This is a genomic window from Brachybacterium sp. P6-10-X1, assembly GCF_001969445.1.
Classification (GTDB): Bacteria; Actinomycetota; Actinomycetes; order Actinomycetales; family Dermabacteraceae; genus Brachybacterium.
This window is the reverse complement of record NZ_CP017297.1, coordinates 2,879,069-2,905,754: the sequence shown is the minus strand read 5'-3', so window position 1 is coordinate 2,905,754 and position 26,686 is coordinate 2,879,069. Positions and strand designations below refer to the sequence as shown.

Annotated in this window: 33 protein-coding genes; 10 read left to right on the top strand and 23 right to left on the bottom strand. The window is 71.9% G+C overall.

The features are described from left to right. Positions 1-45 precede the first annotated feature (45 nt). The gene (locus tag BH708_RS13135; protein WP_216639470.1) at positions 46-1,062 is read left to right on the top strand and encodes an HD domain-containing protein; all 1,017 of its coding nucleotides are present in this window, start codon (positions 46-48) and stop codon (positions 1,060-1,062) included. Further along, complete coding sequence (locus BH708_RS13130; protein ID WP_076809320.1) at positions 1,059-1,775, top strand: DUF402 domain-containing protein; 717 nt, start codon at positions 1,059-1,061, stop codon at positions 1,773-1,775. Before BH708_RS13135 ends, BH708_RS13130 begins: the two co-directional genes overlap by 4 nt. A 7-nt stretch (positions 1,776-1,782) precedes the next feature. Here BH708_RS13130 and BH708_RS13125 read toward each other — a convergent pair whose 3' ends face one another. From BH708_RS13125 to BH708_RS13115, 3 genes are all read right to left on the bottom strand, one after another. After that, a complete protein-coding gene (locus BH708_RS13125) occupies positions 1,783-2,343 on the bottom strand; it encodes a GNAT family N-acetyltransferase (protein ID WP_083713578.1) in 561 nt (186 codons plus the stop codon). Positions 2,344-2,441: 98 nt separating this feature from the next. Then, entirely contained in the window at positions 2,442-3,659 is a 1,218-nt protein-coding gene (locus tag BH708_RS13120; protein WP_157235951.1) for an MFS transporter, read from the bottom strand. A gap of 33 nt (positions 3,660-3,692) precedes the next feature. After that, positions 3,693-4,748 (bottom strand): MerR family transcriptional regulator, encoded by a 1,056-nt coding sequence (locus BH708_RS13115; RefSeq protein WP_076809315.1) that lies wholly within the window; start codon positions 4,746-4,748, stop codon positions 3,693-3,695. A gap of 74 nt (positions 4,749-4,822) precedes the next feature. Between BH708_RS13115 and BH708_RS13110 the strand changes: the two genes are divergently transcribed. Next, positions 4,823-5,260: a GNAT family N-acetyltransferase gene (locus BH708_RS13110; protein ID WP_076809313.1), complete on the top strand. Its 438-nt coding sequence runs from the start codon at positions 4,823-4,825 to the stop codon at positions 5,258-5,260. Positions 5,261-5,282: 22 nt separating this feature from the next. Here BH708_RS13110 and BH708_RS13105 read toward each other — a convergent pair whose 3' ends face one another. Continuing rightward, the gene (locus tag BH708_RS13105) at positions 5,283-6,419 is read right to left on the bottom strand and encodes an SGNH/GDSL hydrolase family protein (protein WP_076809311.1); all 1,137 of its coding nucleotides are present in this window, start codon (positions 6,417-6,419) and stop codon (positions 5,283-5,285) included. A gap of 170 nt (positions 6,420-6,589) precedes the next feature. On the opposite strand from BH708_RS13105, the gene BH708_RS13100 reads away from it, so the two are divergent. Continuing rightward, positions 6,590-7,801 carry an MFS transporter gene (locus BH708_RS13100; RefSeq protein WP_076809309.1) on the top strand — a complete coding sequence of 404 codons (1,212 nt, stop codon included), beginning with the start codon at positions 6,590-6,592 and terminating at the stop codon, positions 7,799-7,801. A gap of 4 nt (positions 7,802-7,805) precedes the next feature. Beyond that, positions 7,806-8,009 (top strand): NUDIX domain-containing protein, encoded by a 204-nt coding sequence (locus BH708_RS13095; protein ID WP_076809307.1) that lies wholly within the window; start codon positions 7,806-7,808, stop codon positions 8,007-8,009. 30 nt (positions 8,010-8,039) lie between these two features. On the opposite strand, the gene BH708_RS13090 is transcribed toward BH708_RS13095, so the two are convergent. Next, complete coding sequence (locus BH708_RS13090; protein ID WP_076809306.1) at positions 8,040-8,465, bottom strand: VOC family protein; 426 nt, start codon at positions 8,463-8,465, stop codon at positions 8,040-8,042. 178 nt (positions 8,466-8,643) lie between these two features. Here BH708_RS13090 and BH708_RS13085 point away from each other — a divergent pair, with 178 nt between their 5' ends. Beyond that, positions 8,644-9,633 (top strand): GNAT family N-acetyltransferase, encoded by a 990-nt coding sequence (locus BH708_RS13085; protein WP_076809305.1) that lies wholly within the window; start codon positions 8,644-8,646, stop codon positions 9,631-9,633. Between the two features lie 53 nt (positions 9,634-9,686). Here BH708_RS13085 and BH708_RS13080 read toward each other — a convergent pair whose 3' ends face one another. After that, complete coding sequence (locus tag BH708_RS13080; RefSeq protein WP_076809303.1) at positions 9,687-9,980, bottom strand: hypothetical protein; 294 nt, start codon at positions 9,978-9,980, stop codon at positions 9,687-9,689. Between the two features lie 183 nt (positions 9,981-10,163). Further along, the gene (locus BH708_RS13075; protein ID WP_083713574.1) at positions 10,164-11,066 is read right to left on the bottom strand and encodes an alpha/beta fold hydrolase; all 903 of its coding nucleotides are present in this window, start codon (positions 11,064-11,066) and stop codon (positions 10,164-10,166) included. Between the two features lie 170 nt (positions 11,067-11,236). Between BH708_RS13075 and BH708_RS13070 the strand changes: the two genes are divergently transcribed. After that, positions 11,237-11,647 carry a VOC family protein gene (locus tag BH708_RS13070; protein ID WP_076809301.1) on the top strand — a complete coding sequence of 137 codons (411 nt, stop codon included), beginning with the start codon at positions 11,237-11,239 and terminating at the stop codon, positions 11,645-11,647. A gap of 85 nt (positions 11,648-11,732) precedes the next feature. Here the strand turns inward: BH708_RS13070 and BH708_RS13065 are convergent, their stop codons facing one another. The 4 genes from BH708_RS13065 to BH708_RS13050 all read right to left on the bottom strand — a co-directional run bounded on the left by BH708_RS13065 (position 11,733) and on the right by BH708_RS13050 (position 14,419). Beyond that, positions 11,733-12,416, bottom strand: a complete 684-nt coding sequence (locus BH708_RS13065) for a cation transporter (protein ID WP_076809298.1) — start codon at positions 12,414-12,416, stop codon at positions 11,733-11,735. Then, positions 12,413-12,748, bottom strand: coding sequence for a helix-turn-helix transcriptional regulator (locus tag BH708_RS13060; RefSeq protein WP_076809296.1), 336 nt, complete (start codon positions 12,746-12,748; stop codon positions 12,413-12,415). Before BH708_RS13060 ends, BH708_RS13065 begins: the two co-directional genes overlap by 4 nt. A 205-nt stretch (positions 12,749-12,953) precedes the next feature. Beyond that, positions 12,954-13,574, bottom strand: coding sequence for a hypothetical protein (locus BH708_RS13055; RefSeq protein ID WP_076809294.1), 621 nt, complete (start codon positions 13,572-13,574; stop codon positions 12,954-12,956). Positions 13,575-13,888: 314 nt separating this feature from the next. Continuing rightward, entirely contained in the window at positions 13,889-14,419 is a 531-nt protein-coding gene (locus tag BH708_RS13050) for a GNAT family N-acetyltransferase (RefSeq protein WP_172805760.1), read from the bottom strand. Positions 14,420-14,582: 163 nt separating this feature from the next. On the opposite strand from BH708_RS13050, the gene BH708_RS13045 reads away from it, so the two are divergent. Continuing rightward, positions 14,583-15,839, top strand: coding sequence for an amidohydrolase family protein (locus BH708_RS13045; protein WP_076811264.1), 1,257 nt, complete (start codon positions 14,583-14,585; stop codon positions 15,837-15,839). Between the two features lie 183 nt (positions 15,840-16,022). On the opposite strand, the gene BH708_RS20150 is transcribed toward BH708_RS13045, so the two are convergent. After that, complete coding sequence (locus BH708_RS20150) at positions 16,023-17,348, bottom strand: AAA family ATPase (RefSeq protein ID WP_076809290.1); 1,326 nt, start codon at positions 17,346-17,348, stop codon at positions 16,023-16,025. A 60-nt stretch (positions 17,349-17,408) separates the two neighbouring features. Beyond that, positions 17,409-17,666 carry a hypothetical protein gene (locus BH708_RS13030; RefSeq protein WP_076809287.1) on the bottom strand — a complete coding sequence of 86 codons (258 nt, stop codon included), beginning with the start codon at positions 17,664-17,666 and terminating at the stop codon, positions 17,409-17,411. Positions 17,667-17,764: 98 nt separating this feature from the next. On the opposite strand from BH708_RS13030, the gene BH708_RS13025 reads away from it, so the two are divergent. After that, on the top strand, positions 17,765-18,589 hold the full coding sequence (locus BH708_RS13025) for a sugar phosphate isomerase/epimerase (protein WP_076809285.1): 825 nt from the start codon (positions 17,765-17,767) through the stop codon (positions 18,587-18,589). 12 nt (positions 18,590-18,601) lie between these two features. Here the strand turns inward: BH708_RS13025 and BH708_RS13020 are convergent, their stop codons facing one another. The 6 genes from BH708_RS13020 to BH708_RS12995 all read right to left on the bottom strand — a co-directional run bounded on the left by BH708_RS13020 (position 18,602) and on the right by BH708_RS12995 (position 22,659). Further along, entirely contained in the window at positions 18,602-19,450 is an 849-nt protein-coding gene (locus BH708_RS13020; RefSeq protein WP_076809282.1) for an aldo/keto reductase, read from the bottom strand. Between the two features lie 78 nt (positions 19,451-19,528). Further along, complete coding sequence (locus BH708_RS13015; RefSeq protein WP_076809280.1) at positions 19,529-20,812, bottom strand: MFS transporter; 1,284 nt, start codon at positions 20,810-20,812, stop codon at positions 19,529-19,531. Next, complete coding sequence (locus tag BH708_RS13010) at positions 20,809-21,480, bottom strand: GntR family transcriptional regulator (RefSeq protein WP_076809278.1); 672 nt, start codon at positions 21,478-21,480, stop codon at positions 20,809-20,811. Before BH708_RS13010 ends, BH708_RS13015 begins: the two co-directional genes overlap by 4 nt. Positions 21,481-21,650: 170 nt before the next feature. Continuing rightward, positions 21,651-21,848, bottom strand: coding sequence for a hypothetical protein (locus BH708_RS13005; protein WP_076809276.1), 198 nt, complete (start codon positions 21,846-21,848; stop codon positions 21,651-21,653). A gap of 50 nt (positions 21,849-21,898) precedes the next feature. Then, positions 21,899-22,468 carry a TetR/AcrR family transcriptional regulator gene (locus BH708_RS13000; protein ID WP_076809274.1) on the bottom strand — a complete coding sequence of 190 codons (570 nt, stop codon included), beginning with the start codon at positions 22,466-22,468 and terminating at the stop codon, positions 21,899-21,901. Continuing rightward, positions 22,465-22,659, bottom strand: coding sequence for a hypothetical protein (locus tag BH708_RS12995; RefSeq protein WP_076809272.1), 195 nt, complete (start codon positions 22,657-22,659; stop codon positions 22,465-22,467). Before BH708_RS12995 ends, BH708_RS13000 begins: the two co-directional genes overlap by 4 nt. 187 nt (positions 22,660-22,846) lie before the next feature. On the opposite strand from BH708_RS12995, the gene BH708_RS12990 reads away from it, so the two are divergent. After that, positions 22,847-23,896: a zinc-binding dehydrogenase gene (locus BH708_RS12990; RefSeq protein WP_076809270.1), complete on the top strand. Its 1,050-nt coding sequence runs from the start codon at positions 22,847-22,849 to the stop codon at positions 23,894-23,896. Between the two features lie 48 nt (positions 23,897-23,944). Here the strand turns inward: BH708_RS12990 and BH708_RS19855 are convergent, their stop codons facing one another. The 4 genes from BH708_RS19855 to BH708_RS12975 form a co-directional block, all read right to left on the bottom strand. Continuing rightward, positions 23,945-24,121 carry a hypothetical protein gene (locus BH708_RS19855; RefSeq protein WP_157235949.1) on the bottom strand — a complete coding sequence of 59 codons (177 nt, stop codon included), beginning with the start codon at positions 24,119-24,121 and terminating at the stop codon, positions 23,945-23,947. Between the two features lie 216 nt (positions 24,122-24,337). Continuing rightward, positions 24,338-25,258, bottom strand: coding sequence for a class I SAM-dependent methyltransferase (locus BH708_RS12985; RefSeq protein WP_076811261.1), 921 nt, complete (start codon positions 25,256-25,258; stop codon positions 24,338-24,340). A gap of 89 nt (positions 25,259-25,347) precedes the next feature. Next, positions 25,348-26,280, bottom strand: coding sequence for a cation diffusion facilitator family transporter (locus tag BH708_RS12980; RefSeq protein WP_076809268.1), 933 nt, complete (start codon positions 26,278-26,280; stop codon positions 25,348-25,350). Then, on the bottom strand, positions 26,280-26,654 hold the full coding sequence (locus BH708_RS12975; protein ID WP_076809266.1) for a helix-turn-helix transcriptional regulator: 375 nt from the start codon (positions 26,652-26,654) through the stop codon (positions 26,280-26,282). Before BH708_RS12975 ends, BH708_RS12980 begins: the two co-directional genes overlap by 1 nt. Between the last annotated feature and the right edge of the window lie 32 nt (positions 26,655-26,686).

Below are 26,686 nucleotides of genomic sequence, written 5' to 3'. Positions count from 1 at the left end.
GGGCCGGCGCCCTGGCAGCGCCGTGACGCATTAGCGTTGTTCCTCGTGGAGACGACGACGAATGCGGCCGATGCCGCCGACACCCTGGGGCTGGACGGCCGCTGGTTCGACCCCCTGTGGCGGCTCGAGGTGGAGCTCAGCCCCCTCGAGCGCAGGCTGCTGGACCATGCCCGCGTGCGCCGCCTGGCCCACATCGCCCATGCCGGGGCCGCGGCGCTGACGACCACGCAGACCTACTCGCGGCTCGAGCACTCCCTCGGGCTGCTCGCCCTGGTGGCGCACTTCGCCCCCGATGACCAGGCGTCCCGGGCCGCGGCCCTGCTGCACGACGTGGGCCACCTGCCCTATAGCCACACGCTCGAGGGGATCGAGGGCCTGGACCACCACGACCTCTCCCACCAGCGGATCCTGGAGATGGGCCCGCTGCTCGAGCCGAACGGCATCACGCCCGAGCAGATCATCGCGATCGACGAGGGGGAGTCCCCCTCGCCGCTGGGCAGCCGACCGGGCACCATGAAGCTCGACCACCTCGACTCCTTCCTGCGCAGCGGGCAGGCCCACGGGCGGACCCGCACCATGCCCTCGCAACTCCTGCCCCGTCTGCGCCTGGACGGCGGCACCGTGGACACCGACCTCGAGACCGCCGCCGAGCTCGCCCGCCTGGTCGCCGCCGAGGCCCGCGCCCAGCGCTCCCGCGCGGACGTTCTGCCCGTCGCGGTGCTGCGCGACCTGGTCTCCACCGCCTTGTCCGTGCCGGATCACGCACTGTCGCCCGAGCAGTTGGTCGAGATGACCGACGCCGAGCTGTGGGCGGCCCTCGTGGCATGCCCCGCCACCCGGGACGGAGCCCGACAGCTGCTCGAGGACCCCGGGAGCTGGCGGGTGCGGCGCGACGGCGAGGCCCCGAAGGGTGGCACGCACCTCACGCACCGCATCAGCCGCGGTTACCTCGACCTGCCTACCGTCGACGGCGAACCCCTGCGGAACCAGGAGATCGAGGACCTGACCGCCCAGCTGCCGCTGGAGTTCGTGATCCGACGCGTCGACGGGACAGAGGCATGACGTTCTCCGAGCGCGTCCCCGTCCCGGAGCCCGATCCGCCTCTCGCCCCTTTCGCCCCGGGGACGGGCATCGCGCTGCGCAGCATCCGGAACCGCCCCTCGGCGGCGCCGGCGCCCAGCTTCGCGGTCGCTGGAACGGTCCTGGTCGATTCCGCGTCGTACGCCGTGGTCACCACCCCGGTGGGATCGGGGATGGCCCGCCGCGCAGGGCGGGCGGAGGGGCCGCGAGATCGCTTGGTCGCGCCGCTGGCCTGGGACGGCACGCATGAGGAGAAGACCTGGAAGGGCGCCACGGTGATCCGGGTCCACCCCCACGGGGAGAACTGGTCGATCTGGCGATGGCACGACGGCCGCTCCTGGATCGGGGACTGGTACGGGAACCTCGAATGCCCCTGGCAGCGCTCCCCGATCGGGTTCGACACGCAGGACTGGGTGCTCGACGTCGTCGGCGTCGGGATGCCTGACACCGATTCGTGGGACGTCTCGTTCAAGGACGACGACGAGCTCGAGTATCTGCACCGGATCGGAGCAACCACGTCGGCCGAGGTGGAGCGGATCCGAGAGCAGGGATCCCGCCTGCGAGAGGTGTTCGTCGAGGGCACGTGGCCGTTCGACGCCGACTGGGAGCAGTGGGTGCCCGGGGCGGATGTGCGCCCCACGACGTTGCCGGAGGGCTGGCGCGACCTCGACCCGCGCTCGCTCCGGGGCGGGTGAGGGCAGCTCAGCGGTGAGCCGCTGCCAGTTCCTCGGCGCTCAGCTCCCGGTCGGCGTAGACCAGGCGCACCGCGTCCGGGTCGGGATTTCCGGCATCCGGGCCCCGGTCCACCAGGTGGAGGCCGACCTTGCGGGCCACGGCCGCCGATGCGATGTTGTGCTCGAGCAGGTAGGCGATGACGGCGCGCTCGGGCGACAGGTGCTGCGCGCGGTCGAGCGCATGGCGGCTGAGTTCGGTCGCATATCCGTGCCCTTGCACGTCGGGCGCGAAGCGGTAGCCCAGATTCCAGGCGACGCCGCCGAGGTCCGAGATCCCGCCGTATCCGACGACCTCCTCCGTGTCACGCTCGCGCACCACCCAGGTCCCGATGCCGTCCTTCCGCCACCCGGCGATCCAGGTCTCCACGGACTGCGCCGTCCGTTCCGGAGCCGTGTGGCGGCCGGAGGGCAGATGCGTCCACACTCGGGAGTCCGAGAGGATGGCGAACAGCTCCGGGACGTCTTCGAGGGTGGCCCTGCGCAAGTCCAGGCGCTCGGTCGTCTCGACGATATCCTCGGCGGCGGTCACGGGCTCTCCCTCGGGCGGTGTGGTGATGCGGCGGTGCCACGGGCGGTGTGGACGCCGACATCGTAGGATCTGGCCCCGACAGAGCTCACGCACCCCGCTCACGCCGGGAGAATCTCCGCGCTCTCCCTCACCACGCGAGCGACCATGACAGCGGCGCCGCCGGCCAGTCCCGCCGCGAGGAGGAAGGCAAGAAGAGCGCACCCGGACCCCGCGAGGGCTGCGAAGACACCGTTCAGCAGCGCCGCCGGCGCCAGTTGCACCAGGGCCGTGAGCGATTGGAAGCGGGCCATCTGGCCGGCGGGCGCCCGCCGCAGGAGGGCGGGGGCGACGTGCGTGGTGAACAGGGCGGTCCCGGCACCGAGCACTGCGGCGGTGCTCAGCGCCCACGGCACGTCCAGGGGGAGCGCGACAATGACCAGGGCGATCGCGATGACGAGCGGCCCGCCGACGAGAGCGCGCCGGGGCCGGGCCAGGGTGCCGGTGACGGAGATCAGCAGCGTCACCGAGAGCATCCCTCCGGCCCATGACGACTCCAGGAGACTCGCCTGAGCGGCGCTCCACCCCTGCGCGCGCGCCGAGGACGGCAGTACGACGGCCACCACCGGCATCACCGCGGAGCACACCAGTGCGACGGCCCCGAGCAGCGGACCGACGCGGAGCGCACGTGCCGAGCGGATCCCGTCGACCACGGCGTGCCAGACCCCGCCGTCGCGCCCCCGGGAATCCGCCGGGCTCGCATCCCCTCGCGGGCGCAGCGTCCGGAGCACCACGAGGAAGATGCCTGCGATCAGCAGATTCGCCGCAAGAACGACGTGCAGGGGAACGGCGGCGATGAGGGCGCCTCCCGCGGCGACGCCGAGGATGCGCGCGGCGCTGACGCTCCCCGAGATGCGGGCGAGAGCACGGGCGAGCTGGTCCTCGTAGGCGATCAGCAGCCGAGGGTAGACCAGCGCGGCGGGCTGCTGGAGAGCGGTGATCACCGAGCTGGTGGCCGCGATCGCCGCCAGGAGCAGGACACCGGTGTCACCCTGCGCGATGGCGAGCAGTGCGAGCAGGGTCAGACACTGCGCACTGCTCGTCATCGTGAGCAGGCGCCGCGGGCCGTGACGGTCCCCGAGCACCCCGCCGAGCAGGAGCAGGACGACGGGCGGCAGCACGGACAGGGTGCTGACCAGTGCCACGGCGCCGGCCCCGTGACCGGTCGCCAGCCAGATCACCGCGAAGGACAGCATCGCGCTCCCTGCGGACCCGAGGGTGGAGACGGCCCACCACAGGTGGAAACGAGCCGGTAGGGCAGAGGCGACGTGGAGGCTCACGCGGTGAGCGTGAAGGTTCGAGCGACGTGAAGGTCAAGGCCGCATCGGCATCACCAGTGCGGTGAACGTGTCCTGCACCGGTGAGCTCACTCGGAGGGGGGTGCTGCCGTCGACCACGGACAGCACGACGTCCGGGCCGGGGCAGGCGGCGACCGCCGCGGCGAGGAGGGCTGTCTGCAGCAGGACCTCGGAGCGCTCCGTGTCGTCCGGGCGCCGGGACGCCCACCCGCGGAGGGCCCAGCCCGCCTGCAGGGTCGCGACCTCCCCGTCGATCACCAGCCGCAGCGGGGTCACGCTCTCGCCACGGGCCACGTGGTCGGACAGTTCGGCACGTTCGAAACCCACGGCGAACCGAGCGGCGGGCTGCGAGGAGACCAGCAGACCGAGGTCGGGGACCGACCGCTCGAGAGTGCCGCACCCCGTGAGGTGCCGACCGTCATCGGTGGAGATCGTCAGCTCCCCCTCGGCCAGGTCGATCCGGACGTCGCCCTGGCGCGCACAGACGCGGGCGAGAGCGAGCGACTCCTCCGAGGTGGTGATCGCCCGGGCCTCTCTCCCGTCGGTCGGGGCCGTGATCCGTCGGTGGGCGAGCCAGTAGCGATCGGTCGCCACCAGCTCAAGACCCTGGCGGTCGAAGGTCCATACGAGGCCGGCCACATCGTGTGCGGCGTTCGACGTCGCGGTGACGACCTGCGTGATGGCGTCGGCGAGGGCGGTGCCGGCGACCGTCACCAGGGACGAGCCGGTCGTGGGGGCCGAGAGTCGTGTCCGCAGCGCACGCAGCTCCTCCTCCCGGCGCCGGGACGTGGTGCCGTGCTCCGCGAGCATCTCGGTGAGGAGGGTCGATGCCTCGCGCGACGTCCCGGTCAGCACGCCGCGCATCACGGGAAGCGGGACGTCGGCGGACCGCATCTGCCGCACCAGGATTCCGTCGTCGATCTGCGCGGGCGAGTAATACCGGTAGCCGGTGAAGCGGTTCACCTCAGCCGGCCTGAGGATGTGCTGTGCGGCGTAGTGGCGCAGTGCGCTGGCCGGGATCCCCACCGCCCGGGCGAAGGTGCTGATCGTCAGCAGTTGTTCATCGGCCACCCCTGCATCGTGGCACCCGAGGGAGAGGAACGCGCCGCGATCCTGGGACGGGGAGGTGCGATACGGTCCCGGCCATGAGCGCGACGACACCCCGGATCCGTGCGGCGAGGAGCGAGGACGAGTCGGAACTCTGGCCGCTGGCCTCGGCGCTCGCCACCTCCTACCGACCCACGCGAGATCGCTTCCGCGAGATCCTGCGGGGGATCCTCGCCGCCCCCCCCGCGACCGTCCTGGTCGCGGACGCCGACGGCACGGTGACCGGCTACGTCCACGTGCTCACCCACGAGGCGTTCCACGCCGATGGGGCCATCGGATGGGTGGAGGAGCTGATGGTGCGCCCAGACCGACGAGGCAGCGGCAGCGGCCGCGCCCTGATGTCCGCGGCGGAGCAGTGGGCGCGGGAGCACTCCGACGTCGCATACATGGCGGTCGCAACTCGTCGGGCCGATGGCTTCTACCGGTCGATCGGCTTCGAGGACTCGGCGACCTACTTCAAGAAGTCCTTCCGCTGACCCCGGAGCCTCCCGGACGGCTTCACGCTCCCACCCCGAACACTCGGGCCGCGAAGCGCTCACCGATGAGCCGATGGGTCGCGGTGTCCGGGTGCAGGGCGTCGGGCAGCGGGTGCTCGACGGCGTCGGCCTCGCCGTACAGCGCGAGACCGTCGACGAGGTGCAGGTTCTCGTCGTCCCGTCGGCCGACGACCTCCTCGAGCGCTTCCCGGATCACCGTCAGCGTCAGGCGGCCCAGCTCGGTGTCACCCTCGGTGCCGGAGGCGGCGAAGCGCACCTGGCCGGCTCCGAGCGAGGAGGGGTCGACGGTCCCGGGGCCGGGGGTGTGCTCGTGGATGCCGCAGAACAGCGGCGTGACCAGGTGGACCGGGGTTTCCGGGTGGCCGTCCCGGATGGTGTCGAGGAATCCGTGGACGGCGGGCACGAGGGTGCGCCGCCGGAAGCCGTCGAGGTTCACGATGTTGATGCCGAGCTTCAGCGAGATGACGTCCGCCGGGGTGTCGCGGATGGTGCGGGCCACGAACGGGTCCACCAGTGCGCTGCCGCCCAACCCCAGGTTCCGCAGGCGCAGGCCGGCGGCGCGGGCGGCGATCACAGGCCAGATCTGCGTGGGCGACGCCGCGTTGGACCCCTGGCTGATGGAGCTGCCGTAGTGGACCCAGGCCGGTCGGGCGTCCGTCTCGGGGCGAAGGACGGGCGCGTCGGCGCGGAGCGCCACCAGCTCCACCCCCTCGTTGTGGGGGAGCCAGAACTCGATCTCCGTGCTCGACGTACCGAGGCCGGACAGGACCGTGCGGTGGGCCGGGCCCGGTCGTGGCGTGGTCTCGCCCGTGCTCATGTCGACCTCGAGGGCGTCCCCGCCTGTGAGGGGGTCGCTCAGCACGAGCTCTCCGTCGATCACCACATCGACGCGGCCCCGCGGTCGTTCCGCCCCGAGATAGGAGATCCGGGTGGTGTGCAGCTCGAGCTCGAGATCCGGTGCGCTGGTGCGCACCGCGATGCGGGCGCCCGAAGGTTGCTGCTCCATCGCCAGCAGCTGCGGATCCGGGAGCTGGGCGCGCGTCCAGGCGGGCAGACGGTGGGTGCGCAGCCCGCGGGGCGTCGGTTCGAGCTCGGCGAGGCCGGGCACCAGATCGAGGGTCAGGGGGACGGAGCGCATGCGGGCAATCTACGCCCCTTATGGAGTCGGGGGGGGGGACACGCTCGGTGCCCCGGTCCCACGATCAGGCGTACCGTGACCGAGTACGGCGCGCTCACCAGCGCGCCGGCTCCCCGCCGCCCCGGCTGACCCATGCTTGCGGCCCCTCCCGCCGACCTCGAGGAGCCCCCGTGCCCATCTCTCTGCGCGCGCGCCGCTGGGCGCTGTACGCCCTGTTCCTGCTGCCGGGCCTGAGCATGTCCGCCTGGGTCACGCGCACACCGGCGGTGCGCGACCTGCTCGGGGCCTCCACGGCGCAGATGGGGCTGGTCCTGTTCGGACTCTCGGTCGGCTCGATGATCGGGATCCTCTCGTCCGGGCCGCTGGTCATGAGACGGGGGACCCGACCGGTCGTCGCCGTGGGCTCGGCCCTGATCGTGGTCGCGATGCCGACGGTCGCCCTCGGAGCCGCCGCGGGGATGCCGCTGCTCACCGCCGCCGGCCTGGCGATGTTCGGCGCCGGCATGGGCGGCGGCGAGGTCGCCATGAACGTCGAGGGGGCCGACGTCGAGACGATCGGCGGGCGGCCCTTCCTGCCCGCTCTGCACGGCTGCTTCAGCCTCGGCACGGTGATCGGGGCGGGCCTGGGCATCCTCGCCAACGCCGTGAGCTTCCCGGTCCTCGCCCATCTGACGCTGACCGGCGTGGTCGGAGCGGCGCTGCTGGTCTGGGCGATGCGATCCGTTCCCGCGGGAACGGGGCTGGTCCCGTCCCAGGAGCGCGCCGAGCAGGCCGCGACCCCGCGCCCGGCGATCTGGAAGGACGCCCGCCTGGTGCTGATCGGCTGCATCGTGCTCGCGATGGCGCTGGCCGAGGGCACCGCCAATGACTGGCTGCCGCTGGTCATGGTCGACGGGCACGGCTTCGGCGCGACCATGGGCTCGACCGTCTTCGCGATCTTCGCCGCCTCCATGACCGCCGGTCGCTTCGCCGGCGGGCCGATCGTCGCTCGCGTGGGCCGCTCCCGTGTGCTCATGGTCAGCGCCCTGTTCGCCGCCACCGGGCTCGCGCTGATCTCGTTCGTCGACAGCCGGCCGACGGCCGTGGCCGCCGTGGTGCTGTGGGGGCTCGGCGCCTCGCTCGGCTTCCCGCTGGCGCTGTCGGCGGCCGGCGACTCGGGAGGGAACCCCGCCGCCCGGGTCGCGCTGGCCTCGACGATCGGCTACCTCGCCTTCCTCGTCGGGCCACCCACGTTGGGCTTCCTCGGCGAGGAGATCGGACTGCGCGGCGCCCTCGTGGTACCGCTGGCGGTGGTGCTGCTGGCCGCCGTGATCGCGCCGGCGACCGCGGCCCGACCGGGGGACCACGACGAGCGGACCGACGAGCTCGAGACGGCGCGCTGAGATCATGCGGATCCGTGCCGTCGCCGTCGTGATCGAACAGGGTCATCTCCTGGTGATTCGCCGACGTCGGGATGGTCGCGAATACAGCGTCCTGCCCGGCGGCGGGATCGAACCCGGTGAGACGCCGCAGGATGCCTGCCGGCGCGAGCTCGCGCTCGCCCAGCTCGTCCCGTCTGCGGCGCGGGAGGCCGTGCGGCTGGCCGGGTGACCTCCACACGCAGCCGCACGGCCGCGGAGCTCAGCCCTGCTCGCCCTGGCTGATGTTCACCTGCCACACGATCCCGAAGCGGTCGGTGAAGGCGCCGTAGACGTCGCCCCACATCTGCTTCTCCAGCGGCATGGTGATGGACCCGCCCTCGGAGAGCTTCTCGAAGGCGCTGCGCAGCACGGGCTCGTCGTCGCCCATGAGCGAGAGGGTCACGTTGGTGCCGGGCACGTAGGCGCCCATACCTTCGATGACGTCGGAGACGTACAGGCGGATGAGGTCGGTGACCTCGAGGGAGCCGTGCATGATCTTGTCGGCCGAGGGATCGCCCTCCGGCACGGCCTGGAACTCGCCGAAGGTGGCGAACTGCGGGGTCGCCCCGAGGGCGCGACCGTAGAACTCGAACGCTTCGCGGGCGTTGCCGTCGAAGTTGAGATAGGGGTGCAGGGCTGCGGGCATGGCGTCCTCCTCGACGTCGGCGCCGGCACGATGCCGTGCGCTCGAGGTGAGCGTAAGCCGGAGGGCCGACGAACGGAACCGCTCCGGGGCAGATCCGGGGGCGCTCGATGCCCGCTCCCGGCCCGCCCGCATCGAAAACCGGTGGAGCGCGCAGGCCCCCACATGGTCCGATGGCCCCATGAGCGATCTGCGCATCACCGACGTCGACCCGACCCGCCAGAGCGATCTTCTGGCGTGGAACGCCCTGCTCGGGGAGGGATTCAACGCCGGGCGCGAGGCCGCCTGGTGGGCGAGCGACGAGACCGCGCTGGCCCAGTACGGGGATCCCAAGCCCGGCCGCACCTCCGTGCTGCTGGCCGCCACCCTCGACGGACGGCCGGTCGGCGCCGCCGGGGCCGACGTCGACCCCGGTGAGGCGGCCGACGTGGAGATCTCCGTGCTGCCGCAGCAGCGCCGGCAGGGCATCGGCACCGCGCTGGCCACAGCGGTGCGCGAACGGCTCCGCGGCGCCGCGAAGATCCTGCAGGCCGAGACGTACTCCGAGACCGGGGTCGCTTTCGCCACCTCCCTCGGGCTGCAGGCGGGCCACCAGGAGCACCGGCTCCTGCTCGACCTGCCCGTGGATCTGGAGGCCCTGTGGGCGCATCATGCGCGACCGGAACGTGCCCCGTCGGCCCCGGACGTGCAGGTGCGGTCGTGGACCGGTGCCTGCCCGGAGGACGTGATCGAGGAGTGGGCCCGACTGACCACCCAGATGGAGGAGGACGTGCCGATGGGGGACCTCACCCGCCCGGCCACGCGCAGCGACGTGGACAGCGTGCGTCGCGGGGAGCAGCGGATGGCGGACCAGGGCTGGGTCCTGGTGCGCAGCCTCGCCCGCCTGGACGGGGTGGGGGTCGGGTACACGGAGCTGTTCGTCTCCCGTCACGACCCGGAGATCATCACCCAGGACGACACCCTGGTGGACCGCGGCCACCGGGGCCACGGCGTGGGCCGCGCCCTGAAGCTCGCGAACCTGGAGAACCTCAGCACCGTCGAGGAGGCGCGCGGCGCCCGATGGGTCCAGACGTACACCGCCCCCGACAACACCGCGATGCTCGCGCTGAACAGGGCATTCGGCTTCCGCGTGGCCGATGAGCTGACGATCCTCGAGGGGCCCGTCGGCTGAGGGCGCGCCGGCTGACGGGCCGTCGGCCGGCGAGGCGTCAGCTGCCGAGGGCGTCAGCCGCCGAGGAGAGTGCCGAGGTCCCCGTTCAGGAACGTCAGCCCGACCCCGGTCACGGCGAGGAGGGCGAACGCGATGATCCAGCCGACCATCGCCAGGACGCTCAGGACGATGCCCCATCCCGCGCGGCCGCGGGCGGCCGGTTCGCTGCCGAGCGACATGATGCCGAGGATCAGACCGATCGCGGGGGCGATCAGCACCCATCCGGCCAGGAGGGAGCAGATGCCGAGGATCAGGCTGGCGGTGCCTTTGCCGGTGCCGTGGTGGGTGGTGGTGCCGTAGGTGGTCACGGGGGTTCCTTCGTCTCAGGGATGTCCCGTCCGGTGCGCCGGGCGGATGTCCTCAGCCTAGGAACACCGGCCGGCCCGCCGGATCATCCCGGGGGATGGTGCGGGTCCGACCGCGGGTGGAGATGCCTCGAGTGTCGGAAGGGTCGATCCAGGCCCCGACCAGGGCGACGTGCGACGTCGACGTCACAGCGCGAGCATCGCGGCGGAGATCCTCTCGGTGGCACCGTCCGGGATCGCCGTGGAGGCGTCATCCAGCACGACCAGCCGCGCATCGGGAATCTCCTGTGCGAGGTGCCGACCATTGCCGACGGGGAAGAACGGGTCACGAGCGCCGTGCACCACCAGGACCGGGAGCGCGATGTCAGGCAGCCGTTCGCGCCAGCGCGGAGTGCAGTCGAGCGCGGCGAAGGTCATGCCCATCTGATTGGCCATCTGCACCGCTGGATCCGTGCTCGGCGTGCGGTCCCAGATGCGCTCGGCACGAACCCGAGCACCCTGCGGATCGTCGCCGAGGATCTTCGCGCCGTCGGCGACATAGCCCGCCACGGAGGTGCGGTCGGACCAGTCCGGCATCGGGCGTGCCTGCAGCTGCTCCATCTTCGCCGCGTCGTGGTCGGGGAGGTCCCCGTCGACCGGCCCCGGGGCGACGGGTCGGGTGCCGACGAGGGTGAGGGCCGAGAACGCCTCGGGGTGGTCGAGCACGGCGACCTGGGCGACCATCCCGCCCACGCCGACGCCCGCCAGATGCACCGGCCCTCGATCGAGCGACCGGGCGAGGTGTGCGGCGTCCGCGGCGAGGTCGCGCAGCGTGTAGGCAGGAGCGGCGGGGTCCTGAGTCGTCGATGTGCCGCAGTCGCGCAGGTCGTAGCGCACGACGTGGCGCCCGCCGCGCGCAAGCTCGGCGCAGAGCGCATCGGGCCAGGAGAGCATCGTCGTCCCTCCGACGAGCAGCACCAGCGGTGCTGTCCGGTCGCCGAAGTGCTCGATGCCGAGGGTGATCCCGTCGACCTCGACCGTCGTCGGCCTCCCGCCGCCGGGGAGGACGCTTTCGTCGGCACCCTGGTCGACCGTCCCGTCGTCCGTCATGGCTCTCCTCCTGTCGTCCACGTGGCGCGCCCGAGGATCGAGCTGCCGCGCGACGTGGTCGGGGCCTCGGGTCCTGGCCCTATCGTCGATGACATGCCCTCCGGACGCCACCCCTCGCCCGTGGTGAAGATCCGCCTCCGATACGGTGGAAGGGGAGCGAGGAGGCCCCGATGACGTATCCCGTGCTCAGCTGCACCGCGATCGACGCCCGAGATCCCCGGGCGCTCGCCGACTTCTACAGCGCCCTGCTCGGGCTGCACTGCCGGCCCGGCGATGACATGCCGCCGCCGCCCGAACCCGATGACACCGACTGGATCGTGCTGCTGGATGCCGCGGAGCGCCGCGTCCTCGCCGTCCAGGCCAAGCCCGACCTGCGCCCCTCGACCTGGCCCAGCGAAGAGATCCCCATGCAGCTGCACATGGACTTCCGAGTGCCCGACGAGCAGGAGCTCGAGGTCCAGCGCGAGCGCGCCGAGGACCTCGGTGCCCGCCTGCTGATGGACCGTTCGGGCGCTGCCGAGGAGCCGCTGTACGTCATGGCCGACCCGGAGGGTCATCCGTTCTGCCTGCTCGTGGGGTGAGGCCTGGTGGGGCAGGCAGCCATCGCGCCGAGGGTCCCGATTCCGACGGGCCCGTCGGATCTCCTGGCTCAGGATCTCTCCGGCGTCAGCAGCAGTCTCCGTGCTCCTCGCTCTCGCCGACCAGCGCCGAGACCGGTTGCTTGCAGGCGTCCCCGCGCCAGGCCTCGAGGCCCTCGCGGATCGCGAAGACGGCGATCACGAGGGCCGCGACCGCGTCGGCCCAGGCCCATCCCAGCAGGCTGTTCGCGAGCAGCCCGAGCAGCACGGCGGCGGAGAGGTAGGAGCAGATCAGCGTCTGCTTCGAATCGGAGACGGCGCTGGCCGACCCCAGCTCGAGCCCGGTGCGGCGCTCGAACCAGGAGAACGCGGGCATGATCACGACGCTCACCGCGGCCAGGGCGATCCCCGCCGAGGAGTGGTCTGCCTCACCGGCCCCGAGCAGCGAGCGCAGCGCATCGACGCTCACGAACGCAGCCAGGGCGAAGAACGAGAGCGCGATGACCTTCAGGGCGATCTTCTCCCGGCGGTGCGGATCGGGCCCCGCGAACTGCCAGGCCACCGCGGCCGCAGAGAGGACCTCGACGATCGAATCGAGCCCGAAGCCGATCAGCGCGGCGGAGGACGCCGTCCGCCCTGCGGCCAGGGCGATCACGGCTTCGAGCACGTTGTAGGTGATCGTCGCGGCGACGATCCAGCGGATGCGGCTCCGCAGGACCGATCGGCGCGCACCGCTCGGTACGGCGGGGACCTGGGCTTCCGGCCGGCTCATGCGCAGGCGCAGTCCTCGCCGGAGCAGCAGTCGGGGTCGACGACCAGCACGAGCCTCATCAGATCGCTCAGGGCATCGGCGAGGTGCGGGTCGCTCAGGCGGTACCAGGTGTTCCGGCCCTCCTTCACCCCCTCGACCAGCCCGCATCCGCGGAGGCACGTGAGGTGGTTGGACAGCTTCTGCCGGGAGACGTCGAGTGCGTCGGCGAGGTCGGACGGGAAGGCCGGGGCCTCGCGAAGCGCCAGAAGTACCCGAGTTCTGGTCTCGTCGGACAGCGCATGGCCCAGGCGGGCGAGGGACGCGGTGTGACTGAGGGTGACGGTCTCGTGCATGCCCTGACTGTACAGCCTCTTCTGTACAGTTGGGCAGTGTCGACCTCGGGACGACGCGGCCCCCATCGCCGTACGTCGTCGGGGATCCTCCAGGTCGCGGCCAGGGGCACGTCGCAGACCCATGGCTCGAGGACGTGCTCCGGGGGCGAAGACGGCGGGTCTGTTCCGATGCTCGGGAGCAGGGTGCCCGAGCCGCCACCCGTCGTCAGTCGGTGAGGGTCCGGTCCTCACCGGTCTGCTGGTGAACGGCAGCGGAGGCCTCCAGGGCGAGCGCATCCTGACGCGCCAGGTGGGCGTGCACGGTGGCGGCGAGCTCGGCCACCGGCCGCGGCGGCAGGTAGCCGGAGGCGCCCGCCTCGAGCATGCGGCCGACGGGTCCGGCGTAGTGGACGCCCAGTTCCTCGTCCTCGATCTCGGTGACCAGCAGTCGCGCGTCGGGGAACTGCCCGCGCAGCGCCCCGACCAGCTGCGGGCTGATCGGCGGGACGAGCAGCACGTCGGCACTGGATGGTGCCTCGTGGAGGTCGAGGACGATGTAGCCCGCGCCGAGCTCCTCGGAGATCCGCTGGCGCGACCCTTCCGAGAGCTCCATCGCGGTCGCGACCACGGTGGCCCCCTCGGGCACCGAGCGTGGAACCTCCGTTCGGGGTGTCCCGCGGACCACCCCTTCCAGGGTCGAGGAGCGGACGACGAGGGTGCCGAGCGGAGCGTCGGACCGCGTCAGCGTGACCTCCTCGCCGGCGACGGCGGCGTCGAGGACGGCCGCGAGGTCGGGCGGCAGCTCCTCGAGATCCAGTCGCAGGCGACCGCGGCGTCGTGGGCTCATGTCGACTCCTTGCCTGTCCGGGGGCGGGTCGATGTCCGTGCAGGCCTGTGGCCGACGGGGTGATCCCGCGCCGTACGGCGCTCGGCGCGCCTGGATCCATCCCCCACTATGCGGTTCTGGGGTCGTATGTCGCCACCCTCTTCACCACGTCCCCACGGACGGGTTCCTCCTGACGGAGGTCCCACGGAGGGCACCAGGGCCCGGGAAGTCCATCGGTCACGGCGCCGTCGCGGCACCCAGCACCCGGCACCCAGCAGCCTGCAAGAGATCGTCCCGGGCAGCCTCCTCGAGAGCGGTGGTGAGGATCCCGCGCATCAGAGGCGACCGGCCTCGAGCCGGCCCCCGGTCAGAGGCTTCATCATCCACCGTGTCCGCTCGGCGACGTGGTGCTCCCGATGGTGCTCGTCGATCCACGTATAGCGGTCGAGGTAGTCCGGACCGGTGTCCACGTAGCCGAGCCGCAGGTAGAGCCGCTTCGGCCGCGGATCACCGACCCCGAGCCCGAGGGTGTGATGGCCGCGCTCCCGCGCCTCGTGCTCGAGCAGGCCGAGCATCTGCGTCCCGATCCCGTGGGACTGGAGGTCCGGGGGCCACACCTGGAGCCCGTTGGCCTCGGGGCATCGGGGCACCTCGGTCGCTGCGCATCCGTTCCAGCGGAGCTCACAGGACCCGACGACGGTCCCCGGCTCCTGCCGGCGGACAGCCAGGAAGTAGGTGCTGGTCCCGGCCTCCTGGTGGGCGAACCTCATCGCATGGACCCGGCTGTTGCCGGTGGGCGCCCAGGCCTCCAGCGCGACGAGGTCGTCGGCGGTGCACGGGCGGAGGAGCACATCGCAGAGCTGCATGCCGCTCATCCTGCGAGATCAAAGGGGGACGAGGCCAGGGAATATGCCGCGGACCCGGGGACGGGCTACCCGGTCCGGGGCCGACGCGGGCGGTTCCTGATCCATTACTCGGGAGTAGAGTGCCGGGCGCATCGTCACGAGACGGGAGATCACGGTGAACGGCATGATCAGGATCGAGAACGTCACGGTCTTCGACTCCCGAGCGGGGGAGAACACCGGACCGTACGACGTCGAGGTCGCCGAGGGCACGATCCGTGCGCTCCGGCCCCCGGCCGCTGCACGGCCGACGGACCCCGCCGTGGAGTCCGTGATCGACGGGACGGGAAGGACCCTGATCCCGGGCCTGATCGACGCCCACTGGCATGCCGCCTTCGCGGCGATCGCGCCGAGCGCGGTGCTGTCGGGCGATGCCGGGTACCTGTTCGCCACGGCCGTCGTCGGCGCCCGGCACACGCTCCAGCGCGGATTCACGACGGTCCGCGACCTCGGCGGACCGACGCACGGGCTGAAGCGGGCGATCGATGAGGGCGTCACCCCCGGGCCGCGCATCTTCCCCTCGGGCGCGTTCATCTCCCAGAGCGGCGGTCACGGCGACTTCCGCATGCCGCACGAGGTGCCCCGGGGCGTGGCCGGGCACCTCAGCCACAGCGAGATGGCCGGGGCGGCCGTGATCGCCGACGGCGAGGCGGAGGTGCTGCGCGCCTCCCGGGAGGTGCTCCGGCAGGGAGCCTCGCAGCTGAAGCTCATGGCCGGCGGCGGTGTGGCCTCCCATTACGACCCGCTGGACGTCTCACAGTACACGGTCGCCGAGATGCGGGCGGCGGTCTCGGCCGCGGAGAACTGGGGGACGTACGTGACCGTGCACGCGTACACGCCGCGGGCGATCCGGACGGCGGTGGAGGCCGGAGTGCGATGCATCGAGCACGGTCACCTCATCGACGAGGAGACCGCCGCGCTCCTGGCCGAGCACGACGTGTGGTGGTGCCTGCAGCCCTTCCTGGACGACGAGGACGCGGTGCCGATGACGGGGCCCAACAAGCGCAAGCAGCAGGAGATGGTCGCCGGCACGGACCGTGCCTACCAGCTCGCCATCGACCACGGCATCAAGGTCGCATTCGGCACCGACACCCTCTTCGACGCGAGGCTGGCCACGCGGCAGGGCGCACAGCTGGCCAAGCTCACCCGCTGGTACACCCCGGCGCAGGCCCTCCAGCAGGCGACCTTCCGCAATGCGGAGCTGCTGCGGCTGTGCGGGAGGAGGAACCCGTACCCGGGGGCGCTCGGCGTGGTCGAGGAAGGCGCGCTCGCCGACCTCGTGCTCGTCGACGGCGACCCCCTCGAGGACATCTCGCTCCTCGCCCGCCCCGACGAGGCTTTCGCGATGATCATGAAGGACGGTCGGGTCGTCGATCGCGGGTGACCCCGGGGTCTGCGAGCGCGGTCAGGCGGCGAGAACCCCTCGCCGATGACCCCGACCACGCATTCCTCCACCGGATCATCGACGACCACCGCACGAACCATGTGCACGTCGTCCCCGGGGATTCGGTCACGTTCACCGATTACCTGCTGTTCCGCGACTTCCTGAGGACGGTCCCGGATGGCGTCATGGTCGCGTTCGAGGTCGGTTCTCCCTGCCGATGACGGGTTCGTCGTAGAGCGCGAGCTCGTCGGCCGTCGGTGCCTGGAGCAGCGCCCGGTAGGACCTGATCTGTTCGCGGGTGATCGGAGGGTCCTCGGCGCCCCGGGAGGTGATCCGGCGCAACAGCTCGTCGTCGTCGGCGTCCAGGAACCGCAGTGCGACGCGGGCGCCGAGTGCGCGGGCCTCCACGCGCAGACGCTCGCGCTCCGCGCGTCCCCAGGTGCCCCACTCGACGACGACGCTCATGCCCTGCGCGAGCAGCTCCTGGCCGATCTGCCATTGCCGCTGCTCGATGCGGTCGCGCAGGCCCTCGTCCCACGGGGAGCTGCCGAGGCGGGCCATCCAGTCGTCGGCGCTCAGGCGCGAGGCGCCGGTGGCCTCGATGATCCGGTCCGCTGCGGTGGTCTTCCCGCTGCCGGGCAGGCCGCAGAGGATCGTCAGGGTCGGCTGCACACGGGCTGTGCCCCGATGCGCCATGAGGGCGCGCACCTGCTGCAACCAGCCGATGGCCAGCAGCTCGCCGTCGGGCAGGGTGTCCTCACGGTCCCAGCGCCACGTGGTCGCGAGTGCTCTCGTGAGGATCCGGCAGTCCTCGAGCAGGTCGGGGTCGATCTCCGGGTAGTGGGCCGCGACCGCTGCCGGGGCATGAGCGAGGTCGAACTCGACCGGGCCCGTGCAGCAGGTCTCGAGGTCGATGAACAGCGGGCCCTCCGGGGTGTCGAGCACGTTGCCGGGATGAGGCTCGCCGTGCAGGAGCTGCTGGGGGCCGCGGCGGTCGATCTCCGCGCCGAGGTGGGCCAGAGTGGCGCGCAGGAAGCTGCGGTCCGCACCGGTGAGGCGCGGGGTGCGCTCGGCATCGTCGACGAGCGCGAGCGCCTGGTCGACGCGGGTCGAGACGTGCGGCGCCGCGAGGTCGGCGCGGCGCATCGCGGCGTGCAGGCGCGCGAGGGCGTCTGCATACGCCGCGGGCGGGAGCTCGGGGCGCGATGTCGGGTAGTAGGTCCACAGGGTGATCTCGAAGCCGTCGCGGACGTGCACCTGCGGCGGGATGCGCGGATCGAGAGGGACGAGGGGAGCGTCGACCTCGGCGAGGCGCCGCGCACGATCGACCTCGAGCTGTGCTCCGCCCTGCTCGAGCCGCCCGATGCGGGCGACGAGATCGCAGGGCAGCAGGCGCACGGTGAGCCGGTTGGAGTCGTGCAGGTCGACGACGTCGTCGACCGGAAGGTCGAGTGATCGCGCCAGCTCGGCGCCGGCCCGACGGGCACGGGTGGCCTCTGCGGTGTGCACGTATCGACCGTAGGTCCGGCGCTCCGGACGGGCAATGGAGTTTCGGGGCGGTGACCGCGGTCAGCTGAGCGGCCGGTCGAGGCGGACTTCGATCTGTTCGACCGCTCGTACTGCGGCGCGCACGACGGCCGGATCGTCGTGGCGGAGGGCGGAGAGGACTGCGGGAACCTGCTCGATCTCGCCGACGACGTTGAGGTCGAACTCGCCGGTCAGGATCTCAGCGCAGTGCGCGAGCTCCTGCGTACCCAGCACCTGAGCGGCGTTTCGGGCCCTGTCCTGGGGCGTCGCGCTCGCGGAGTCCTCCGCGTCGGGGGTCATGAGCCTACGCTAGCTGGGGGAACCAATGGACGGTGCGCCATGATGGTCCGGTGCCTCATGGCGACGCCGCCCTCGCCACCCCGATCACAGGAGATCCCATGGTCCACACGCTCGATCCCACCAAGGCCCTGCACACCTGGTCCGTGTTCCGGACGATGGGGCGTTTCGTCGCGCCGGGTTCGGCGCCGTCGGGCGTGCTGACCGAGAACACCTCCGGCGGCGGCCTGGACCTGCTCGAGCTGCCCGGGCGGCTCGCCGAGCACGGCTTCGCCAGCGCGCAGCTGTGCCACTTCTACCTGCCCCGCACCGAGGCCTCCTACCTCGCCGAGGTGCGCGACGCCTTCGACACCGCCGGCGTGGACCTCGAGTGCTTCCTGGTGGACGACGGAGACGTGCTCCATCCCGAGCACGGCGAACAGCAGCAGCGCTGGCTGTCCGGCTGGATCGACGTCGCCGAGCAGCTCGGTGCCCCGCGGGTGCGGGTGCCCGCCGGGGACCAGGCGCCGTCGGAGGAGACGATCGCGCTCAGCGCGCGTCGGCTCCGCGCCCTCGCGGCGGAGCACCAGGGCATCCGGGTGATCACCGAGAACTGGAAGTCGCTGCTGATCGACGCGGACGTCACGCAGTGGCTCCTCGACCAGCTCGAGGGCGAGGTCGGTCTGCTCATCGACACCGGAAACTGGACCGGCGAGGACAAGTACGAGCAGATCGCCGCCGTGGCGGGCACGGCGGAGTGCTCCCAGGTCAAGGCTCGCGAATCCGCCCCGGGCGTGCTCGACGCCGAGGACCTCACCCGTGCGCTCACCGTGCTGCGCGATGTCGGCTACGCGGGCCGGATCTCGTACGTCTACGCCGGCACGGACGACGACGAGTGGGGCCGGCTCGACGAGATGCACGCGATCGCGCGCACCGTCACCGGCTGACGGAAGGCGGGCTCACCACTCCTCGTGCTCGCGCGAGTCCCAGGCCTTCTCCTCGCCGCGGTCCAGGCTCGCCAGGAGACGGCGGTCCTCGTCGTCGAGATGGAGCGCTGCGAGGTCGAGGTTCAGGCGCTGCCGGCCCGGATCGGAGGAGCGGGGGATCACGACGATCTCCCGGTCCACGGCCCAGCGCAGCGCCACCTGCGCGACCGAGACGTCGTGCTTCGCGGCGACCGTGCGCAGCGCGAACTGCTCGGAGAGGCCGTCCCGGGTGCCGAGCGGGCCCCACGCCTCGGTGACGATGCCGTGCTCGCGGTGGAACGCGTCCGGCTCCTGCCGGGGGAGGGCCGGGGAGAGCTGGATCTGGTTGATCTCGGGCCAGTGCCCGGTCTCGTCGTACAGCTCCTGGAGCTGCTCGGGCCGGAAGTTGGAGACTCCGGCGTGGGTGACGAGGCCTTCGGCCCGCAGGTCCAGCAGGCTGCGCCAGGTCTCGACCATCAGCCCGCGCGAGGGGTTCGGCCAATGGATCAGCGCGATCCCCACGCTCTCCATCCCCAGTCGTCGCAGGGACTCCAGGATCCCGGTGCGGGTCGCCTTCCGTCCGTGATCGCCGCCGGCGACCTTGGTGGTCACGAGCACGTCGGCGGGATCCACGCCGCTGCGGCGCACGGCCTCGCCGACAGTTGCCTCGTTCCCGTACTGGGCAGCCGTGTCCAGCAGCCGGTAGCCGGTGCGCAGCGCGGAGACGATCACCTCGACCCCGGCGGGGCCCTGCGCGCCGCCGGTGCCGAAGCCGATCAGCGGGACCGGGGAGCCGTCGGCGAAGGTCGTGGTGGGGACCTCAAGGGATGCGGGGCTGCTCATGGTGGTGACCTCCTGGCCGGTGCAGGGCGGGGAATGCGTTTGCACACACACTACGGGGGCCGGCCACGGCGGCGAGGGTCAGCGGCTGAGGGTGAGATCCGCGGCCGCCGAGGGCTCCTCCGCGGGGACGTCGTCGGCCGCGTCGATCTCGACCGATGCCGCCGATCGGGGCGGGCGGCGCAGTCCGATGCCGACCGTGCTCAGGCAGAGCGCGCAGATCACGGCGACGATCGTGAGCCCGCCGGTGTACGACAGCACCGGGGTGAGGGCGGCGAGGATCGTGGGGAGCAGGAACCCGAGGTAGGACAGCGAGTAGTACACGCCCGTGATCCCGGCCAGATCCCGCGGGGTCGCCAGCGACTGAGCGATGATCAGCCCGGAGACCACGCACACCCCGTAGGACGCGCCGAGGAGGGCGGCCACGGCGGCGGCGACCACGGGGCTGCCCAGGCTGCTCGCGACGGCGGCCAGGATCATCCCGACGGTCATCCCGCTCATGCCCACCAGCAGCGCGCGGCCACGGGTGAGGCGGTTCAGCAGCCCGACGGTGCCCTGCGCGAGGGCGCCGACGCCGAGGGTGAGCACGGTCAGGCCGGTCGCGTAGATCGTCGCCGAGTCCCCGAGGTGCGCCTCGACGGTGCTGGGCAGGATCGCGTAGGCGACGCCCGCGGCGGCGAACACCCAGGGGGCGGCCGGCAGCACGAGGCGCACGAAGATCGGGTGGCCGGCCGACGGGACGCGCAGGTCATCGCGCAGGGAGCCGCGGGCCCTCAGCTCGCGCGGCAGGCTCTCCGGCGCGGTGACCAAGGCGACCGCAGCGAGCAGGCACAGCAGCAGATGAGCGGCGTAGGGCAGCTGCCCCGGCAGCGGCCCCCACTGGGCGAGGGAGCCCGTCACGCCGGCACCGATCGCGAAGCCGAGGGTGAGGGTCAGCGAGGACCGCCGGGCCCCGGCGGTCGCCGTCGCGGCGACGTCGTGCGGAGCGCTCGAGAGCTCCTTGATCCAGCTGGAGCCGACGGACATCCCGACGCCCACCCCGACCCCCGCCAGGACCCGGCCGAAGCACAGCACCAGGAAGCTCTCCATCCCGACCGCCAGCAGCAAGCTCGCGATCGCCGCACTGATCAGTCCCGCGATCGCCAGAGGCCGGCGGCCGTGCCGGTCCGAGAGCGCCGCGGCGAGCAGCATGCCGGGGACGAGCCCGACCACGTACATGCCCAGCAGCAGGTTCGCCTGCCACGGTGCGTAGCCGCCGAGGCTCTCGTACACGTGCAGCAGCGGCGTGAAGTGGTTGCCGCCCCAGGCGAGCACGAATCCGGTCGGGGCCACCCGCAGCCAGGCGGGCACGGGACGGCGGCTCACGGCATGACCTCGTAGTGCTCGTGACCGGAGGTCAGGTGATGCTCGATGAGCTCGCGGAATGCCGCGACGTCCTGTCCGCGCACGGCCTGCGTCAGCTCGACGTGCTCGCGGTGCAGGGCCGTCAGATCGGCCGACGGGGCGGTGACCGCGAGATGGCTGAGCCGGTACAGCCGCGGGGCGAGCGAGGCGATGATCTCGTCGACGACGCTGTTGCCCTGATGGCGGATGATCCGCAGATGGAAGGCGTGGTCGTGCACGGCGAACTCCGCGGGGCGGTCGACGCTGTCGGCCTGCGCGGCCAGGGTCGTCTCCAGCGCCTCGAGCAGGCTCGTGCGCAGCTCCTCGTCATCGACGACGCGGGCCACCGCATGACCCTCCAGCATGGAGCGCACCGACAGCAGCTCACGGCGCTCCCGGGCGGTGGGGCTCGTGACTAGCGCGCCCTTCTTCGGCACCAGGCGCACCAGCCCCCACGTCGAGAGCTTCAGCATCGCCTCGCGGACCGGAGTGCGGCTCGCTCCCTGCTCGGCGGCCACGTCGACCTCGGTGAGCAGCTCGCCGGGATCGATGTCCCCCTCGGCGATGCGGCGGGCGACGGCGGCGGCGATGCGCTCGGCGAGCGGCCGACGGGAGGAGGCGTCGAGCCAGGGCAGGTCCAGGGATTCCACACGGCCACCCTAATGCATGCATCAATGGATGCAACAAAGGAGGAGGGAACAAGGGGTGGGCGGGCGGCGGGAACGGGGAGCGGCAACGGCCCGTCACGCGCGGGGGTGCCGACGGGCATGTGTGGTCCCGCCTGCTGCTGCAGCGACGTCGAGGTCCGGTCGCTGTCGCATCAGAACAGGTGTCTTGACTCGTTCGACGTCAGGTGCTCGTACGGGTCCCACGGCATCACCGCAGGAGCGTCGGGTGGTGGGTCGTCGGCAGTGCCCGCGGCCAGCGAACCCCGCAGGGCCCCCTCCGACCCCGGACAGGCGGCGGAGAGCGCCGCCGCAAGACGCTGGGCGAGGTCCAGCCGCTCGTCGGCGCTCACAAGTGCCTCCATGCGACCACCGTAGGCCACTCCGGCGTCCGTGACGGGAGTCACTGCGGGGCCAGCAGCGCCTCCGCGATCCGACGGGCGCGGTGCAGACGCTCCGCGCTGCTCTCCAGGCCGGCCCGGGAGACGGCACCTTCCAGCAGATACGACAGGTGCTCGGCGAGCACGCGTGCGTCCACCTCGCTCCGCGTCTCGGCGAGCGGCTCGCACAGCAGGTCCTCCACCTGCTCCTTGTGACGGCGCACGGTCTCGCGCCCGAGAGAGCCGACGGGCAGCTCCGCGGCGGCGTTCAGCAGCCCGCAGCCGCGGAAGCCCTCCAGGTGCTCGGACTCGGCATGGTCGATGTAGGCATCGAACACGGCGAGCACGCGCTCGCGAGAGGTCGTGGCCTCCTCCCGTCGGACGCCGAGCCGGGTGAGCCACTGACCGTGACGGTCCTCGAGGTAGGCGGTGACGAGGGCGTCCTTCGAGGCGAAGTTGTTGTACAGGCTCTTGCGGGCGACCCCGGCGCGGGCGGTGATCGCATCGATGCCCGTGGCGGTGACGCCGTGGGCGTAGAACAGCTCGTCCGCGGCCTCCAGCAGCCGGTCCCGGGCCGGGGCGACAGCGCTCATGATTCCTCTCCTGCCGCGTCGACGATGAATTCGGCGAGGGGGGAGAGGGTCGCGGCGAACTCGATCCCGTCGGCCTCCAGGTCGTCCCGGGGGAGCAAGGCGGGCGCTTCCTCCTGCGCGGCGCCGGTGCTGTCCAGGAGTGTTCCTCCGATGTCGAGGGCGACGACAGGTCTGCCAGGTCTGCTGGACATGAGTCCTCCTACGAGGGTTCGGGGATGCGTTCGGTCAGTAGGTAGACTAGTCTACCTACCGCGCCCTCCGTCGCGGAGGCGGCTCGACGCATCTGCCCGTCGTCGACGGCGCGGCCGCTGCCGTCTGCTGCGACGGTCGGGAGCCAGGACGAGATCAGCCGAGCACGAGAGAACGGGAGATCCACCCATGACCATTCCCCGCACGATGACCGCGGTGCGGATCACCGCGCACGGCGGCACCGAGGCGATGGAGATCGCGCAGGTGCCCGTGCCGACGCCGTCGGCCGGCGAAGCACTGGTGCAGGTGCGATCGGTGGCGCTGAACAACACCGACCTGTGGACCCGGGAGGGCTCCTACGGGCTGCCCGGCGACCCGGACGCATCGGCCGGATGGCGAGGTGCGATCGACTTCCCCCGCATCCAGGGAGCCGACGTCGCCGGCGTCGTCGCCGCGGTGGGTCGGGACGGTGATCCGGCGCTGATCGGACGACGCGTCGTGATCGACCCGGCGATCTACGACTCCCTTCGGGCCGACGCGAACCCCGTCGGCCTGATGGGCAGCGAGCGCGACGGCGGCTATGCCCAGTACGTGACAGCCCCGCTCGAGCGTCTCCACGACGTGACCGGCTCCGAGCTGTCCGACGACCAGCTGGCAGCGCTGCCGACGGCCTACGGCACCGCGCTGGGCATGATCGAACGCGGACAGGTGCGAGCCGACGACGTCGTGCTCATCACCGGCGCCTCCGGCGGGGTCGGCCTGGCCGCGGTCCAGCTCGTCCGCGCCCGCGGTGCGAGGGTCCTGGCCGTCAGCAGCGGGTCGAAGCTGGCGGACGTCCGTGAGGCGGGGGCGCACGACGTCATCGACCGCGGGCGGAGCGTCGTCGACCAGGTGCAGGATCTCGCACCGCACGGGATCGACGTGGTCCTGGACGTCGTCGCCGGAGATCTCGTCGGCGAGGGGATCCCCCTGCTGGCCGAGGGCGGCCGATGGGTCATCGCCGGCGCCCTGGGCGGGCACGAGGTCTCGTTCGACGTCCGGCGCCTCTATCTGCACAACATCCAGCTGATCGGCTCCAGCATGCACACGCCCGAGCACTTCGAGCTGCTGATGGACATTGCCCGCCGTTCCGAGGTTCGCCCGGTGATCGCCGACGCCTTCCCGGTGGAGCGTGCTGGAGCTGCTCAGGAGGAACTGAGCAGGAGGAATCACGTCGGCAAGATCGTCCTGCACCCGTAGGAACCAGGGGCCCGCCGAGCACCTGTGCTCGGCGGGCCCCTCGGCAGCTCAGGGCTGCATGTCGAGCTCCTCGAGCGGCCTCACGGTGTTCGCCACGGGAGCCGCCGACGGCGCCGTCGGCCCGCCGTTGCGATACGCCCTCGGGGTGAGCCCGTGCTTGATGGCGTGGCCGGTGTCGATCGCTCGCGCGACCTCGAGCATGCCGCGTCCGATGGTCCTGATCATCCCGCTTCACCTTTCATACGGCCCGGACGACATCCGGGACACCGCAGGCAGACGGCACCGGTGCTTCATGTCTGCACCGAATCACCGCCTGAACAGGCCTGTTGCGGATAATTCTGACCTTCGTGGACCCGGCGCGCAAGAGGGTGTCGGGATCGATCTCCCGGGGCTGTGTCACAGGCCCCCGGCGTCGGCTCGGGCGCCATCGCCGAGCGCGGTTCAGACCTCCGGAAGCAGCTGGAAATCCCAGGCGACGACCGCGGACTGGCCGGCTTTGGCGGCGTTGACGGCGGCCCGCGCCCAGGGGTGAAGCTCCCAGATGTTCGGCGGGCCCGGCGTCAGCGGTCGCGCCTCCTGCTCGGGTGGGACGAAGCAGTCCCCGAGGTGCGTCTCGATGCAGTCGCGGACCACGAAACCCTGCGGCAGGGCCGCGCGGAGGTAGTCGCCGAGTCCGTGGTGATGGCCGGCGATGTGGCCGACCCGGCCGTCCGGAGCCGTCTTGACCAGCGGATACCGGGTCGATCCGAGGAAGTGGCCGCGGGTGTCGAGGACGAGGAGGTGCCCGCCCGGACGCATCACCCGCGCGGCCTCGGCGAAGAACGGCCACAGGTCGCCCAGGTGCGTGAGCGCGAGGCTGCACACCACGTGGTCGACGTCGCCGTCCGGCAGGGGCAGCGCGGTGAGCTCCCCGGTCACGAAGTCCGCCTCCGGGACGGCCTGCCGGGCGCGGGTCATCATGACCTCGGAGAAGTCGACGCCGGTGACGTCGTGCCCGCGATCGACCAGCTGGCGCGCCACAGCGCCGGTGCCGCACGCGGCATCGAGCGCGCGGCCCGTCTCGAGGCGGTCGAGCAGGGGAGCGAGCACGTCATCGCGCATCGGGAAGCAGCCGTTGTCCTCCCCGTCGTAGGTGCTCGCCCAGCCGTCGTAGCCGTCCTCGACGGGCAGGGGCGGGACGTCGACCCCGGGGCCCAGCTCCGCAGCCCGCTCGAGCAGATCGCGTACCTCGGCGATGCGGGCCTCGGTGAAAGCGCGGCCGTGCTCGCCGGCGAAGGCTCGCATCAGGGCGACACCCTCCAGGCCCAGCAGGTACGCCAGGGGATGCTGGTGGATGGTCCGGTCACTCGGGTCCTCGTGCATGCGCTCATCATCCGGTGCGACCACGGGGAGGACAACGGAATAGTCCTGCTCGGGCCGACGGCCCCCGGCGTCCATCCGGCAGCCCGCGGCTATGCGTGCAGGCTCCGTGCCGCCTCCCGCCGGTGGACCTCCGGGCTCTCCATCTGAATGGTGGCGTGTTCGAACGCCACCGGGAAGTGGGTCCGCACGCAGGTCTGCACATCCTCGAGGATGCGCAGGGCGTGCGCCGACTCGAAGCACTCTTCGCTCACCACGACGTGCGCCGAGATGATGGGCAGGCTCGAGCCGATCGCGGAGGCGTGCAGGTCATGGACGTCCTGGACGTGCTTCAGGGCAAGGAGGTGCTCGCGGACCTCGTCGAGGTCGACCCCCTTCGGCGTGTACTCCATGAGGATCCGCAGCGTCTCGCGCAGCAGGCGCACGGCGCGCGGCACGATCAGCGCCGCGATGAACAGCCCCGCCAGGGCGTCGGCCTGTTCGAACCCGGTATAGCGGATCACCAGCGCTGCGACGATCACGCCGAGGGAGCCGAGGGCGTCGTTGACGACCTCGAGGAAGGCCGCGCGAAGGTTCAGGTTCGAGTCCTTCCCGCCGACGAGCACGGCGATCGCGATGATGTTGGCGAGCAGGCCGATCACGCCGAACACGAGCAGTTCCCCGGAGGGGACGGTGGGCGGGTCGGCCAGGCGCGAGATGCCCTCGACGGCCGTGTACGTGCCGACGACGATCAGCAGCGTCGCCTGCGCCAGGGCCGCCAGCACCTCGATCCGGGCGAAGCCCCAGGTGCGAGCGTTGCTGGCGGGCCGCAGCATCATGGTCGCCGCGAGCAGGGCGACCAGCAGCCCGGAGGCGTCCACGAGGGCGTGGGCGGTGTCGGTCAGCAGCGCGAGGCTCCCGGTGACGACGCTGCCCACCGCCTGGGCCAGCACGATGAGCGCCGTGATGGCGAAGGCGATCGCGAGGCGGGTGCGGGCCGTCCCGGTGGCGCCGTGGCTGTGCGAGTGGTCGTGCCCGGCGCCCATCAGAATTCTCCGTCCAGGCCGACGTCGTGGTCGTGGTGGTCCCGCAGGGACAGCGAGGTGCCGGCGGCGTCGAGCAGCGCGTCGGCCGAGGAGAGCACGCCCGAGAGGTGGTCCAGGTCCGTTAAGGAGAACCACGACGCACGGCCCTCGCTGCGCACGGCGACCAGGCCGCAGTCGCGCAGGCAGGCCAGGTGCTTGCTCACCGTGGACTGCGCCAGATGCATGTGGTCGACGAGGTCCCGCACCCGGTGCTCCCCGGTGGAGAGGTGCTGGAGCAGTGCCAGCCGCGTCGGCTCGGCCAGGGCGTGGAACAGCGCGGCCTGCCCGTCGCCGATCTCGAACTGGGGCTCGCGTGTGACATCGATGATCGTCATGCAGCGATCATATCGTCGATCAGCGATGAAAA